Raw genomic sequence first — 15,508 nt, forward strand, 5'->3', positions numbered from 1 at the left:
AAACAAAAAAACCGCGCTTGGCGCGGCTTTTAACTTCAGATGCTCGATTTTCTTATGACTAGTTCTGCTAATAACAAATTAAGCGTAACGGCCAACCAAACTGCAAACGTATAAGACAAACCATATTGAAGACCAACACCTTTATGAAAAATCGTGACCACAAAATAAATCGTTAAATTGGCAAACGTTAAAAAGAAGCTTCGCAGCACCCAATCTCGATGCTGTCTGACTTGCCCTTTCCGTATAAAACGATACCCATTTACTGTCGTTAGAAACCAGAGTGTATTTAAGACTAAAAAGCCAATAACGCTCCAAAATCCCCCATTTGCATAGAACGATACATAATAGCCTGGAATGATATTAAGCACAATCGATAAGACATAGATCCGGCCATTCCAGCGGTGCAGCGCTGGTCTTTTTGTTCTAATCCTCTTCGAAAGACCTAATGGGCCGGCAATCAAAGCAATAATTGCTAAGACAATATGCAGTCGAATCATGACCACCCATAAATCTATGTTCGGAAGCTTGAAATCCTTGTTCGATAGAAATTTCGAGAAGGTTGGGTCAACCATAAAATTTTTAGAGGCTGTATGCATAATCCACATCATGGCGATAACAGTTAAACTAATGACTAAAACTCGTCTACTTTTCATTTGATGCATCCTCTCCATTTGTAAGAGTGACCGTAAAAGTCGTACCTTCATTCGGTACACTTGAGACAGATATTTGCCCATGATGCAACTCTAGGATTTTTTGGACAATAGACAGACCTAGTCCGCTACCGTTCTTCTGTCGATTACGCGAGCGGTCGCTTTTATAAAATCGTTCAAAGATCCGTAATTGTTCTTCTTCGGTCATCCCCATTCCGGTATCCCTAATCGTTACAACCCGTCCTCTTTGTGTACTCGATAATTCAATTTGAATCTGTCCATGGCTTGGAGTAAATTTAATAGCGTTATCGAGCAAATTCATCCAAACCTGACTTAGCAATTCTTCATTCGCGAAGCATTGAACCTCTTGAAGCTGAACGGACAATTCAATATCTTTACGACTCCAATGGTATTCCATCGTTAGTACAACATCTCTAATTTGCTGATCTAAACGAAAGCTCATCTTCTTCAAATCCGGATTTATCTCTTCTAACCACGACAGCTTTTGCATATTCGTGCTTAAGTTAGAGAGCCGATTACTTTCTTTTTCAATAATGTCGAGATAATGATTTCTCTCCGCACTCGTTAGATCGGGATTTCTCAAGATATGATTCAAGCCTTTTATCGCCGTAAGTGGAGATTGTATTTCATGAGAAACGTTCGAAATGAACTCCTGGTTTAGTTTTTCTCGTAAGGTAAGCTCCTCGGCCAATTGATTGACGTTCTTCGATAAGAATTGCATAGAATAACCTTTAATACTCTTCTCATCAAGACGAGCCCGGTCAAATTCGCCGCTGCCGATTCGTCTCATACTTTCAACGATCGGCTGTAAGTAACGATCTCTTCTTGGGCGAAGTAAAATAAATACCGTACTCATGATCATGATCGCTAATACAAAGCCCAGCAGTCCGTTTATCGTTGCTGCAAACCAACCTGAAGGGCTGAACCCCCAAATTCCGAATAGAAATGATGTCAGCACATAGGGCAGATAGCCAACTATAATACCGACCGCTATTAAAGAAACCGCACCCCTAACAAGATGCTTCCATATGAGTTTACTCATATTAATACCTCTAATCGATACCCTAGTCCGCGAATGGTTTTAATTTGAAAGTAGGATTGGTGTTTGAATCGTTCCCGAAGTCGATTAATATGCACATCCAATGTGCGATCATTACCAGCAAAGTGTATGCCCCATATGGATTCAATTAACTGCTCTCTCGTATACGTTCGACCAGGCGCCTCCGCTAACTTATAAAGTAAATTAAATTCTTTTAACGGCAGGGTAATGGCGCTCTCCCCCAATGTCATCTTATAGGTGTTTTTATTCATCCATAACGCACCAATTTGCACCGTATGAGATTGGTTGATTTGATACCTTCTAAGTAAAGCTTTCACCCTCGCTAATAGTTCGAGAGGTTCAAATGGCTTCACCATGTAGTCATCTGCGCCGAGATTAAACCCTTGTAACTTCTGAACGGCCTCCCCTTTTGCTGTCAGCATTAGAATGGGGAAATCATACAGCTGGCGGAACTCTTTACAAAGGACCCAGCCGTCAACCTTCGGAAGCATAATATCGATTATGGCCATGTCAATCTCATGTCCCTCGGCTATATTCAGTGCTTCTTGTCCATCGCGAGCTTCCCGCGTCGAAAAGTATTCCTGTTTCAACAAGACCGTGACCACTTCGCGAATAGAATCATCATCGTCCACAACTAATATCGTCGCCATTACAAATTCACCCTTCACCTAAGTGCTTCCGTTCATAAAAGCGATCTCTGTCTCCCGCAAATTCCTTTTGGCACAGCTTCATACTTCCTCGTATAGTATTCTTTATTAGAGGTTATTTGTTGTAACGCTTCTGCCAATTGATTAACTTCAGCAAATGTATTGTAAAAGCTTAAACTAATTCGAACTAAGCCCGGAGCGGGAATACTTGCGTCCTTCCTTATTTCATCTATCCTCTCGTCGCTCAACTGCAAGAGCTTTTGCACGTAGGAGTATGCACAGAAAAAGCCGCTTCTCACTGAAATGCCGAACTCTTTCGCTAAGATCTGAGCTATATCCTGATGATGAAGCTCATTAATTGTGAACGAAAACACGCTCACTTGCGGTTGATTATCGTTCGAAGCGCTGAATAAGCTTAAACCGTCAATGGTTTGCAGCCTATCGAGTGCATAGTTCATGATTTGCTTCTCGTATTCAATTATCGTTTCCATATTAATCTGCTGCAATGTACGAATCGCTGCATTTAATGCTACAATTCCCATCACATTAGGCGTTCCCCCCTCGAACCTGTCGGGCGCCTCATTCCATTGAACAAACGATCTCAAAGCAATATGAGCCGTTCCCCCTCCTTTGAGCAACGGCTCTGCTTCATGGAATACTTCTTTCTCTCCGATTAAAACAGCCGTTCCAAATGGGGCATACAACTTATGTCCCGTAAATGAAAGGAAGTCGATATTCCCCACCGAGTTACGCCGCATCATTTCGATCGATTCATGCGGAATTAACTGAGCGGCATCGACATGTATTTTAGCTCCATAGGTATGAGTTAGTTCAGCCGCCTCATAAATCGGATTGATGCAGCCTGTCACATTCGATGCCCCCGTTATAGTGACGAGTGCGACTTGCCCCTGTAACGCCATAAGCTTTGCTCTTAAATCATCTAAACTAATTTGGCCATTTTTATTAACAGCAATGTATTCAACCTCAAAGTAATTCCTCCAAGGCAAGTCATTCGAAATATGCTCCATTTCCGATGCTAAAACATAGCGTTTATTCGTGGCTTGATGCAAAATATGCGAGAGTAGATTCATGGACTCCGTGCTATTTTTCGTGAAAATAACCGTGTGTTTATCTCCCTTACTCCCTACAAAACTCAATACATTTAAGCGTGTGCGTTCAATCATTTCTGTTGAGCGCTCTGACTTGTAGCCTTTTCCCCGACCGACAGACGAATACCAGGGCGCAAATTGTTGGATAGCTTTCATTACGCTGTTAAGCGGCGGCGTAGTAGCGGCATTGTCAAAATGAATCCCCTTGACTAACCGCCCATCCTCTAAAGGAATCTTCTCATCCACTCCAACGATTAAGTCTCTCAGCTGTTTATGCTGCTTTGATTGAGTTCGATTGGCTAGAAAATGTATCATAAAGCTCCCCTTTTCGTGCATTCTTTATATACTGGAAGCTTGTATTACTTAAAACCGCAGGAGCGAATAAATCTTGTAATTATATTATGGTTCATAGCACCAAAGAGAAGCACTCCTAATGCAATAGACGATGAAAAGCGTATTCCCCACCAAGGACTTAAGTATGATATTGGCAATGTCAACAGCAGTACAAACCCTAAGACTAAATTATATATTCTCTCCGCGCTCCATTTACCGCCAATATTCTCCGTCTCTATTTCTCCATGCCACTGTGCCATCCCGCCCTTGAAGTTATACACTTTTTCATGTGACTGAGCTAATCGCTCCGACGCCTTCTGACTTGCCATACCCACATAACAGATGATCACAACCTCCTCATTTGTCGGAACCTTTGGTATTCTCGACCATGATGAATAAGGAATATTGATCGCTCCTTGTATATGACCACGTTCAAAGCTTTTTGCTGTTCGAACATCGATGATCTTTAAGTTCTCTCTTTTATTTAACTTAGCTTGTAACTCATGAAAGGATAAATCTGTATACGTAGCCCCCATAATGCCGCCTCCTCTAACGCTCTTCTTTGGATACACGCATTATAAAGCAGCAATTTTAACTCAATTTAAACAAAGTTGAGATGTGCAGGGCACAGCTTAGATGAATCGGTCTCCACCGCCATTGCCTACAAAATATTAAAAAAGCCTGATGCATCAGGCTTTAGGTAAGCGTATATCGGACTTGCCGCTGTTAAAAGGTTAGTTCACATCCAATTGATAAATTAGCTGTACCACGCCTGAGGGGAACGTTCTCGTATTCACCATTTTTAAGTTCAACCTCTGTTTAATATCCACAAACAGCGGTTTCCCTTCTCCCAGAACAACAGGGTGAACAGATAATCTAAATTCATCAACAAGTCCTAAATGGATAAAAGTTGTAATAAGATTTGCTCCGCCATATAGCCAGATGTCTTTACCTGGCTTATTCTTTAGTTTATTTACTTCTTCAAGAATACGATCATTTATGAATATTGCGTTATGATCAGTCCCCTTTTGCGTTCTGGAAAACACATATTTCTGTTTGCTATGAACTACATCCCAGAATTCCTTTTCAGAATCCGTATGTTCAGTTCCCGGAGTAAACTGTCCCCATAGATCATAGCTTTTTCTTCCATATAAAATGGTATCGATTTGATTTAAGAAATTAATAAATCCCAGCTCAGCGTCCATAATGCACCAATCAACTTCACCATTTTTCCCTTCAATAAAACCATCTAAAGTAACTGCTAAATCTAAAATTATTCTTCGTTTCATGATGGTTACTCCTTTCGTTAATGTACCACCCATAATAGATCTCAAATACGTCACCTTATGTCATATTAATAAAAAGAGGATATCTTTAACTCCGATTAAAGCCCTAGTCCTGATATACTGAAGGTGGTAAAAATGTGGAAGTTCATTGGAGGGATTAATCTGAAGCCGTCTGTTAAGTACATCCTGACTGCTTTGACTGCTGTAATAGTTGCGGCGACTGTTCTGATCGTGCAACGCAACTTTTTTCAAGGGAAGCTAACGGATTACACAGTAGTCAATGATGGCCTTGCGGTCACCAAGGAATTCAACGTGAAGTCCAGCACGCCTCATCAGAACTCATCGGTAAAAGGATCGATCTTGGTATGGGCCGACAAAGGAATGGCTGAGCGTATGCGGATTGTTGCATCGTATGAGATTGATCCCAAAGATTTCGGCGGAATGATTATTTACATCCCGAAGAAATGGTATATCTCCAATATTCTGAGCAGTCACCCCGAAAATCAAAAGACATCTCTAACGCCAAGAGCTTCCCAAGGAGATAATATCATCGATGAATGGAGAAATAGGGTTGAAGTGGGTGTAGATTATTTAGGTAAGCCCTCAGGAGGCGGGTCAGGAACCGTAGTGATTGATTTAGTTTCTGATCAAAAAGCGATTTTACCATCGGAAATCTTCAATGTTATGGTTACAGTAGGCTCCGATATGCGGGAGGGTGTGCGGTCAATAGGAGTAGGCTTCATCAAAATTCCCATCTCTGTAGCCGCTGAAGGTTAATTATTGCGATTCTTCCTCTCCTATCTAGCTAGTGCTAAGCCCGAGCGGACGTTGAGGCTAACGGAATATCAGGCATTGCGTTTACGGAAGCAACGGTATCCGTCTTCTTCGAAGGTTGAACCCAATATTGCTCATTGCCCGGAAGATCATCGAACCATGCCGCTTGATCGGGGCAATCCAAAATCATGAATCGGCCATAGTGACCGTCCCGAGATTGATGATACTTTAAATACGCTTTACCATTCTCTATAGAGAGAATTTCGATTTTTCCCGAGGTATGGCTCATCGACAATCGAACCCTTTTACCTAGACCGGAGGTTAAGGCTTTTGCTTTCTCCACGACATCATAAACTTCTCTCAAAGGGAGAACGAAAGCGTTATTCCCTGCAACGGGCCGATTAACAAAGAAATAGTACGGAGTTACACCCGCCGCGGACAGCTTGTCGAGCAACTCTCCCAGCACCTTCGGATCATCATTTATTCCTCTCAGCACGGGTGTCTGATTCACAACGATCACGCCTGCTTCATGCAAAGCAGCGAACCCTTTCATGGCTTCCGGTGTTATCTCGCGCGGGTGGTTAATATGCGCCATTACATAAATTCGTTTATCTGCCATTGAATTTGCCTTAAGCGTCTCTAACAAATCTTCATCCTCATAGATTCTCATTGGATTGAATACAGGCATCTTGGAGCCTAACCGGATGATCTTGACATGCTCAATAGTTCTTAAGCGTTCAAGGATAAACCTGAGCTTCGGAGTGCCGAGTATCAGGCTGTCCCCGCCAGTAAGCAGGACGTTGCTAATCTCCGGATGCTGCTCAATATACGATAATCCCGGTTCAATATCCGACACGGCTTCTTTGACGTCATTGCGGAATAGCCGCTTGCGAAAACAGTATCTGCAATATGCCCCACATACTTCCGACACGATTAGCAGGGCCGTCGAACTATACTTATGTTGACACCCAGGAACCACATAATTCGTATCTTCGTCTGAAGCATCCCATCTTCCATACTCCCCGAGCTCTTCCTCATTTGGTATGACCAACTTACGAATTGGATCGTCTGGTTCATTCCAATCAATGAGACTTAAGTAATAATCATTCACCCGAAAAACAAACTTGTCTGTAATAAGCTTCAATCTGTCTCGTTCTTCTTGGGGAATGTTCGTCAATTTGTCTATATCGGTAATGTACTTAGGCTTTGCCATTAAACCAACTCCTCTTAATATGGATAAATAAACTGGAAACAAAAAAAGACCCATTCACACGGGTCAGAAAACAAGCAGAGTTGTTAACTCTACAATAATATGACCCATCTATGTGCTGACGAGGTTAGCTGACGGACTCGGGATAGATGGTTCCCTACGATCCATCTGGATCGATTCGCCCCAGTTACTGGGTCCCCCGCTTTCCGGATTTACGGAAATTAAGCAGTAAGATGTGAAACTTTACTAAAACTATAACAGATAACATTCAAACTGACAACTTTGTTCTCTAGTAAAAGTTGTTTGTAAGCGTGTGGAATAACGTGACAACCGCAAAAAGCTGCCAAGGTTCCCCTTGCAGCTGATGAACTACGATATTAAGAGCGGGGTTTATTAATGAATTGACCTGTATTCTCGAATACTTTCTCGTCTCCTACCACAACCACGATATCATCTTCTCTCAGAACCACATGCGGTCCTGGCGAGATAGAGACATGAGTTCCTCGGCGCAATGCAATAATCGTGGCGCCTGTATTCTGCCAAAATTGAAGATTTCCGATCGTTTGTCCGACTACATGTGAATTCGGTAAAATCTTTAACTCGATTGGATTATATGGTTTAAGATTTTGCAGCCTGTCTGAAGTCTCAATGATCTCCGTCAACAAGACTTCAAGCTTCAGATCCAAATCCTGTTTTTCTTGCAGCAACTGCTGCAAGTTTTGCTTGAGCGAATAAACGGATTTCAAATACTTGTTTTTCGTTATATATTCATAAGCATGATGACTGGACAAGATAATGATCTCTTTGCCTTGAGAGACAGAAACAATATTTTCTTCCTTAAGCAATCCAATCGCTTTTCGAATGGTTTCAGGAGACACATGGTATTGCCCTGCCAGCAGCGACCTGCCGGAAATCTTACTATTTACAGGGATTTCCCCACTTACGATCCTTTGCGCGATATCGAGTGCAATAGATTTATATCCTGCCTTTTCTACATCCGGCATAAATTCGTTTTACTCCTTATTCTGTGAAATGACTCTAAAGACAATCATACGACTTACAAAATAAGAAGTAAACTGCCATACCTCAGCCGCGTCATCGATATTAACATCCTGATAATAACCTGAAATGAAAATTTGTTCTTGTCAACTGACACTCGTCATTAATTGTGCTTCAGTACCCGATGCAAATCGTTCATTCACTAACAGCAGCTGCATCAAAAAATAGGAGTTTAGAATTATTACGCAAGAATAAATAGCAATATATGTTAATTATTCGACTTTATCTCCTATTGAACATATGCCAAGTAGAGGAAATAGAAGTTTTAATGTGATATTTGTATATTACTGTCATTGTTCACGCTTACTTCGGAATTGAACCAATATTTTCCTTGATTTACACTAACATTTGTAAGGACATCTATTTATCCATCTACAAAAATATCAAGAGAATGGAGAGGAGAAAATGATAAACATGTATTCGAATTAAATCAGAACGTAACCTGTCGCACTCGTCTACTCTTTGTTGCTAGTGTTCTGCTTTATGATTGCTTTTGACATCTAAACGATAGTGCTCGGAACTAAAATACAGAAAGATTACAAAGGAGAGAATACTGTATGTACACTTATTCCCGCTTGAAGAAAACGTTTTACGTCTTTCTGGCCTCGACCTTGCTTTTATCATTAGGTACTTTGTCAAATGGAGCATACACTTCAGCGAGTGTACAGTTCTTGCCGACGAGTACATCATTCTCAAACACCGCAGCTCCAGTGTTCGAAGAAAAAATTGTCATCAAGCTTAAACAACAAGCTTTCCTTCCAAGTAAAGAAGGGAAACTTCAATTGCAACAAGAAGTGGTATCGCCGCTATTGGCTGTGCCAGAATTATCATTTGACCCGCTAATCTCGCAGCAATTCTTGCCGTCAGCTAACAAAGGCATTGCTGCTAGTCATTTTGCATCCGTGTTTGAGCGCTATTATTATTCCAAAATTCCCGCCGGCGCCGACGTAGAACAGTTGTTACAAAAGTTGCGCAGCTCCTCGCTCGTTGAGGAAGCATACTTAAGTAAAAAACCAGAACTAGCGAACGCCCCTATTCCGAACACAACGCCTGTCCTCCCAGACAACGATCCGCGCTTCTCATTACAAAGTTATGCGCAAGCAGCTCCTCTAGGTATTAACGCTCCGTATGCTTGGCAATTTGAAGGTGGCGATGGCAAAGGCACCAAGTGGGCCGATGTCGAGTGGGATTGGGCTTTAAACCATGAAGATCTAGCCGATCATAGAATACAGCTTTTGCCAGGCGGCATTAATGATGGAGAAGGTAGTCACGGTACGGCTGTACTAGGGGTTGTATCCGCGGTTGACAATGCTATCGGCAATATCGGGCTAGCTAACAAAGCAACGCCGATTGTATCCTCTTTAGTTCGTTCAGGCGGTGCGGCAGAAGCCATTTTAGCGGCCACGCAAGTATTGTCTCCGGGTGACGTTATTCTGCTCGAAATACAGATCGGTTATGGCGGTCCTTGGTTACCTATCGAAACACAGCCGGCAGAGTTTGATGCAATCCAATATGCAACAAGCTTGGGTATTGTCGTTGTAGAAGCGGGAGCCAACGGCGGGGCTGATCTCGATCAGTACCAGCATTGGGATAATAAATACATCTTCAATCGGGATCTCCCAGATTTCAAAGATTCTGGAGCAATACTTGTAGGAGCGGGATCATCGACTGCACCTCACTACAGACTCGGCTTTAGTAGCCATGGCAATCGAATCGACGCTTACGGTATTGGGGAGAACGTCGCTACCTTAAGTTCAGCAAGTGTCGCTTCAACAACTGGTTATACCGACTATTTCAATGGAACATCTTCCGCTTCACCTGTCATTGTAGGTGCGATTTTACAGCTGCAAGGGATCGCGAAAGCCAAATTCGGCGTGCCGTATTCGCCAGCTGAGATTCGTAGAATACTAAGATGGCTACCGTTCAATACCCCAACTTCCGATATCGCAAACGATAGAATTGGGACATTGCCCAATTTGCAACAAATTATAACGAATTTACCTACGCCGGGCGCTGTACCTGACGATACAATAGCACCAATAGCGCCAACCAATCTCGTTGTTAGTACTGCCACTAACACAGTTAGCTTGAATTGGACAGCTTCTTCGGACAATGTTGGATTGATCGGCTATGACATTTATGTAAATAACGATCCTTTTGCTAAAGCCAGATCGACTGGCAACTCCGCTACGATCAGTGGATTAACAAGTGGCTCGTATACGTTTACTGTCAAGGCTCGGGATGGCTTTAGCAATTTGTCTGAGGCAAGTAACTCGGTCACGGTTCAAGTTGCCGCCTGCCCTGCTCCATGGAGCGCTTCCTCCATTTATGTTCAAGGTAACGTTGTTGCTTATGACGGAGTGAAGTATCAAGCCAATTGGTGGACGCAAAATGAACGTCCAGATCTGAAAAGTGGTCCCTACGAGGTTTGGACTGTGCTCGGTCCTTGCTAAAAAGAGTGATTAGATAATAGAGAGGTAGGGGCATATCAACTCCCTACCTCTCATGCACAAGACGACAGCAAACGGAAAGCTCCTAATAACCTTGCCAACAACTTTACTTCACAAAACCCAAAGAAGCCGCGATTTACGCGGCATTTCATGAGGGGCTTAGAGCTCCTGAGCTCTTTTCGTTGATAAAATTAAAACGTATTATATACATTTTCACATTCTTCCGCGGTCGGTTCATAAAAGCAGTGCTTCTTCCATCTTCCTGCGAGCGGCTGATTATACCAGGTTGGCGGACATGGTCCGGGATTTTCGAACGTTCCCGGGCGGAAATACCATAGGGAGAATTTGGCTGGCCAATTCCGCTCCCCATTCACAGACCGTTGCGCCAGACGGCGTTCCCTATCTCTTGCGCTTTGATAGAACATACCGTGCTGCAAGGCTTCGAACGCGTGCGGCTGGTAGATCATTTGGGGAATTGTTCGGAGTCCTTTAAAATCGGAGCAGTTCGCTCTTACTCGGTTAATGCCAACATTTCCAACAAGAAGCATACCCATTTCGCCTTCGGTCTCCGCTTCAGCACGAAGCAACCTTGCCAGCATATCAATATCCTGTTGCCTGGCTTTTACGACTGCCATTGCCTCACCTCTTTAGATTTCTAGATTCATCATATTGTAGGCGAAGCGGAAGTGTTACTCTGGCAAGTTCGGCTTCAAGTCAGCTGCCATTAAGTCTGATTAACACTAATGTGCCTCTTTAGATATTAGAAATCATCCCCGCCTGTCATTTCATTGTTCCATGTATCTTGTTGCAATTGTATGGACCAGTTGGACTCAGGGAAAACCAACTCCAGCGATTTTCCTCGATAGGATACCGTGTAGCGCCCTTCCCTTAGAGCTCGAATGGCTGATTTCTGGAGTTGCCCTTCTCGCCATTCGAGGTCTAGTTCGAGTCCTCCACGTGCTCGAAGCCCTCGCACATGACCGTTCTGCCATGCGGCTGGGAGCGCTGGAAGCAATCGAATTTCTTGTGTATGACTTTGTAACAGCATCTCAGCAATGCCCGCTGTTCCGCCGAAATTGCCATCGATCTGGAACGGAGGGTGATCGCAGAAGAGATTCGGCAGTGTCGATGAACGAAGCAGCTCCATAATATTCTCGCGGGAATGCTCCGCTTCTTCCAGCCTCGCCCACATATTTAGAATCCATGCCCGGCTCCAACCGGTATGACCTCCGCCATGCTTTAGTCGACGCTCCAAAGTCGTTTTCGCTGCACTTGCCAATTCCGGTGTCATTTCTAACGAAATTTGAGATCCCGGGTGTAAGGCGAAGAGAAGCGAGATATGCCGATGACCCGGCTCAAGCTCTTCGTAATCAAGGCTCCACTCCTTGATTTGACCGTATTTGCCGATTGCAATCCCCGGTATCCGCTGAAGCGCTTCTCATAAGGCTCGTCCAAATTCCAAATCTTCATTGAGGATTTCCGTACAAGTAACGCAATGCGAAAATAACTCTCGAATGATTTGACTATCCATCGAAGGACCGAAGCACAAGGCTCCAACTTCCCCATTCGGCAAAACATAGCGATTTTCCGGTGACGAAGAAGGACAAGTGACTAAATTCCCTTGTATGTCCTCTACTAAGAAGTCTAGCACGAATAAAGCGGATTCCTTCATTGTCTCGTATATGCGGCGCAGGAACTTAATATCGCCCCCGAAATCGTAATGATCCCATAGGTGAAGACATAACCAAGCTGCCCCCATGTTCCAGAAGGTCGCGGTAAGGCATACATCCTGAGGAGCCGTATCCGCCCATATATCCGAATTATGATGTGCCACGAACCCGCGGCAGCCATACATGTCCCTGGCCGTTTCCCTCCCGCGAATCCGAAGCCGTTCGATAAAATCGAACAAGGGCTCATGACACTCGGGAAGATTACATATCTCGGCAGGCCAGTAGTTCATTTGAGTATTAATGTTGATCGTGTATTTGCTGTCCCAGATCGGCAGCATGTCCTTGTTCCATATGCCCTACAGATTGGCCGGCAACGAGCCTGGACGACTGCTGGAAATAAGCAAATAGCGACCGAAATGAAAATAAAGGCTGACAAGGCCGAGATCATCGCTTCCGGCCCGTACTCGCTCTAGACGTTGATCCGTAGCCAGCTTAGTAAGAGCCGCAGAGTCCTCACTCCCTTGCAGGAATAAATCTACTCGATTAAACAAATACCTGTAATCGCTTGTATGATCCGTTCGTAATTGTTCGTATGACTTGGCCGAAGCCAGATCGATTCTTCTTATGCATTCGGCTTCCATCTCCTCGGGCGAGAATCGAAAATCCGTGCAAGCCGAGAGCAGCAGGGTCGCCATATCTGCTTGCTCAACCGATAGCTGCCGACCTTTCAGGGATAGACGTCCGCCTTCTGAGACAATGCGTATCGCGCAGCAGAAGCGAACGCCTTCTTCGCCGCCGGATCTACCGCGAATAATCATGTCCCCTTGCGCACTGAACTCGATACGATCCAAGTAAGCTTGGAATCCAACGGGATGCTTCAGGATATCCGACCAGGGCGTCGGTTCCAACACCGCGCCTCTGCCGAACAAGGCTGTAAAGGATATCCGACCTGACATGCTTGCACTCTGGCGAATGACCGTAACCTGGTCCGGGTAACTCGAGAAATATTCCCGAAGGTATTCGACGTTACCTGAGGAATACCTCACTGAGGCAATTGCATGTTCGAGATTCAGTTCCCTCCTGTATGCTTCAACGTGCAATTCAGAATCGTTTCGGACCATGTAGAGGTCTCCGAGAGGCTCATAATGTCTCTGCCCGTCCGGCACGCCGATGAGCACCTTCGAAGCTAGTTCCTCGGCCTCCGATATTTTACCTTCGAACACCAACTCACGAAGCCTAGCTAAATGACTGAGGGCATCGGGGTTGTTCCTATTCATTGGACCCCCGTACCATAAACTGTCTTCATTAAGCTGTATTCGGTCGATGTCAGCACTTCCGAACACCATTCCTCCCAAGGTTCCGTTACTGATAGGCATTGCTTCTTCCCAACGTTTAGCTGGCTTGTCAAACCACAATTTCATACGATCCACGGCATTCACTCTTATGCGGGGATACTCAGCATTTGCTCATTAAACGCCGCAATCTTGGTCAAGATTACTATATGATTGCTCGTATGACTACCCTGATCATTAATCATAATTTCATATAAAAAACGAGCCCAATCCAATCGAGGTTTTTAAGTCACTTTTTGATGCGGAGCGCCCGAGCGAATATGACGGATGCAAAAATGTGAGACAGGCCGGCATCGTTTGCATGAACGTAGTCAAGATTTAGTAATGCAATAATCGGATTTCCCATTCATAATGGGAAGTAAAGAATGTTTAAGGAGAAGGCAAACGCAATGATAACTCGCGAGAAACTCGAACAAACTCAGATATGGCTTTACGTTGCTACGCTGGCTGCTGCAGCCGGCCTCGGATTATTGTTCCCTGAGCTAATGACATCGCTTGATAATCACATCCTCATCTCGATTGTAATAGCAATCTTAATGTTTGGAATGTTTACTCAAATTCCATTTATGTCTATTAAAGAATCCTTCGGCAATCGACGATTTATCTTGGCAATTCTAACCGCTAATTATCTAGCCGTACCGATAGTCGTCTGGTTACTCTCTCAATTGTTGCCCCAACAATCCCCTGTTTTACTTGGTGTGTATCTTGTTTTATTGACACCCTGTATAGACTATGTCATCGTATTCACACATCTTGGTTGTGGAAATGAGAGATTAATGCTCCTATCGACGCCAATTCTGTTTGTAACGCAAATGCTTCTATTGCCGATTTATTTGTGGATGTTCATGGGCAAGCAGGCGTCCGACATCGTGAATCCTGGTCCATTTATTGAAGCGTTCCTTATCATTATCGTAATACCGCTTCTGTTGGCTATCGTTCTACAATTAGTATCGAGGAAAAATCGCAGCGGCGGTCAACGGCTCTTAGATGCATCCGCCTGGATTCCGGTCCCGCTGATGGCGCTTACGCTTTTTGTTGTTGTGTCCTCCCAAATTGGAAAGCTGTCCGATTACTCGGGAATTCTGATTAAAGTCATTCCCATATATATCTCATTCATGCTAATCATGCCATTCGTCACTCGTTCTATCGTAAAATGGTTTCGGCTAGACATCAGATCGGGTCGAGCTGTTATCTTTAGTGCCGGGACGCGTAATTCCCTTGTGGTCCTTCCCCTCGCCTTAGCGCTGCCAGACAATTGGAGTACGCTAGTTGCAGCTATTATTGTAACGCAAACGATTGTTGAGCTTGCGGGAGAAGTACTCTATGTTCGTCTTATTCCTAACGTAATTTTACGAGACAAAGTCCAATAAAAGAAACAGCGGCAGCCATGGACGAAATACAAAGTCCTGGACCACCGCTGTTTTTGCGTACTAACCCTACCCGTTATTAGTTTCTTTATCGTAGATATCCGTGATTAGAAGACTACCGTCATTCTTTATGTAGATTGCTTTTCGAGTTTCAGAGCTGGAAACGTTGCCAGGGATCACCTTATTAACAACCCCTTTTTTAGGGTCCGTATTATATACGCCTGATGTTGTGTAATAATATTGATTACTATCATCGTCATACCAAAAGCAAAATGCAGGAGTTTCTTCAGGATTATTGTTCGGATTAATAAATGCCATATGATGAGCATCGAAATAATCGCTAGCGCTACAATCAGGTATGTCGCAGCCTGCATCGTTTTGTCCCGGTGTTAGGTTGATGCTTGCTAAAGAGCTGGATGCGTAGGGTTGGATCTGCCTTTCGTCGTTATCACATTCCATGTTTACGAATTTGAAGTTTTGATTTGTTTCGTTAACAACAATCAGCAGTTTTTTCTCCATA

Annotated in this window: 13 protein-coding genes, 1 pseudogene and 1 riboswitch; of the genes and pseudogenes, 3 read left to right on the plus strand and 11 right to left on the minus strand. The window is 43.9% G+C overall.

Annotated features, from left to right (window positions below; translation table 11 throughout):
- Positions 1-35: 35 nt before the first annotated feature.
- The 6 genes from ACFO1S_RS24860 to ACFO1S_RS24885 form a co-directional block, all read right to left on the minus strand.
- Positions 36-653, minus strand: a complete 618-nt coding sequence (locus ACFO1S_RS24860; protein WP_378127763.1) for a DUF2306 domain-containing protein — start codon at positions 651-653, stop codon at positions 36-38.
- Positions 643-1,713 (minus strand): sensor histidine kinase, encoded by a 1,071-nt coding sequence (locus tag ACFO1S_RS24865; RefSeq protein ID WP_204602278.1) that lies wholly within the window; start codon positions 1,711-1,713, stop codon positions 643-645. Before ACFO1S_RS24865 ends, ACFO1S_RS24860 begins: the two co-directional genes overlap by 11 nt.
- Positions 1,710-2,381: a response regulator transcription factor gene (locus ACFO1S_RS24870; protein WP_204602581.1), complete on the minus strand. Its 672-nt coding sequence runs from the start codon at positions 2,379-2,381 to the stop codon at positions 1,710-1,712. Before ACFO1S_RS24870 ends, ACFO1S_RS24865 begins: the two co-directional genes overlap by 4 nt.
- 32 nt (positions 2,382-2,413) lie before the next feature.
- Positions 2,414-3,802, minus strand: coding sequence for an aminotransferase class V-fold PLP-dependent enzyme (locus tag ACFO1S_RS24875; RefSeq protein WP_378127765.1), 1,389 nt, complete (start codon positions 3,800-3,802; stop codon positions 2,414-2,416).
- Positions 3,803-3,846: 44 nt separating this feature from the next.
- Entirely contained in the window at positions 3,847-4,356 is a 510-nt protein-coding gene (locus ACFO1S_RS24880; protein WP_204602274.1) for a rhodanese-like domain-containing protein, read from the minus strand.
- A gap of 198 nt (positions 4,357-4,554) precedes the next feature.
- A complete protein-coding gene (locus ACFO1S_RS24885) occupies positions 4,555-5,109 on the minus strand; it encodes a dihydrofolate reductase family protein (protein ID WP_204602272.1) in 555 nt (184 codons plus the stop codon).
- 132 nt (positions 5,110-5,241) lie between these two features.
- Here ACFO1S_RS24885 and ACFO1S_RS24890 point away from each other — a divergent pair, with 132 nt between their 5' ends.
- Complete coding sequence (locus tag ACFO1S_RS24890; protein ID WP_204602270.1) at positions 5,242-5,883, plus strand: hypothetical protein; 642 nt, start codon at positions 5,242-5,244, stop codon at positions 5,881-5,883.
- A 34-nt stretch (positions 5,884-5,917) separates the two neighbouring features.
- Here ACFO1S_RS24890 and ACFO1S_RS24895 read toward each other — a convergent pair whose 3' ends face one another.
- On the minus strand, positions 5,918-7,093 hold the full coding sequence (locus ACFO1S_RS24895; RefSeq protein ID WP_204602268.1) for a KamA family radical SAM protein: 1,176 nt from the start codon (positions 7,091-7,093) through the stop codon (positions 5,918-5,920).
- 99 nt (positions 7,094-7,192) lie between these two features.
- Positions 7,193-7,328, minus strand: a riboswitch (cyclic di-AMP (ydaO/yuaA leader).
- 139 nt (positions 7,329-7,467) lie between these two features.
- Positions 7,468-8,094: a GntR family transcriptional regulator gene (locus tag ACFO1S_RS24900; protein ID WP_204602266.1), complete on the minus strand. Its 627-nt coding sequence runs from the start codon at positions 8,092-8,094 to the stop codon at positions 7,468-7,470.
- A gap of 612 nt (positions 8,095-8,706) precedes the next feature.
- Here ACFO1S_RS24900 and ACFO1S_RS24905 point away from each other — a divergent pair.
- Positions 8,707-10,602, plus strand: coding sequence for a S8 family serine peptidase (locus tag ACFO1S_RS24905; RefSeq protein WP_204602265.1), 1,896 nt, complete (start codon positions 8,707-8,709; stop codon positions 10,600-10,602).
- A gap of 188 nt (positions 10,603-10,790) precedes the next feature.
- Here the strand turns inward: ACFO1S_RS24905 and ACFO1S_RS24910 are convergent, their stop codons facing one another.
- Both ACFO1S_RS24910 and ACFO1S_RS24920 read right to left on the minus strand, forming a co-directional pair.
- Positions 10,791-11,234 carry a cell wall hydrolase gene (locus tag ACFO1S_RS24910; protein WP_204602263.1) on the minus strand — a complete coding sequence of 148 codons (444 nt, stop codon included), beginning with the start codon at positions 11,232-11,234 and terminating at the stop codon, positions 10,791-10,793.
- A 125-nt stretch (positions 11,235-11,359) separates the two neighbouring features.
- Positions 11,360-13,699: pseudogene (locus ACFO1S_RS24920) on the minus strand (glycoside hydrolase family 95 protein).
- A 311-nt stretch (positions 13,700-14,010) separates the two neighbouring features.
- Between ACFO1S_RS24920 and ACFO1S_RS24925 the strand changes: the two are divergent.
- Entirely contained in the window at positions 14,011-14,991 is a 981-nt protein-coding gene (locus tag ACFO1S_RS24925) for an arsenic resistance protein (protein WP_204602580.1), read from the plus strand.
- A 66-nt stretch (positions 14,992-15,057) separates the two neighbouring features.
- Here the strand turns inward: ACFO1S_RS24925 and ACFO1S_RS24930 are convergent, their stop codons facing one another.
- Positions 15,058-15,507 carry a hypothetical protein gene (locus ACFO1S_RS24930; RefSeq protein ID WP_204602261.1) on the minus strand — a complete coding sequence of 150 codons (450 nt, stop codon included), beginning with the start codon at positions 15,505-15,507 and terminating at the stop codon, positions 15,058-15,060.
- Between the last annotated feature and the right edge of the window lies 1 nt (position 15,508).

This window comes from Cohnella boryungensis (genome assembly GCF_042651945.1).
GTDB lineage: Bacteria > Bacillota > Bacilli > Paenibacillales > Paenibacillaceae > Cohnella > Cohnella boryungensis.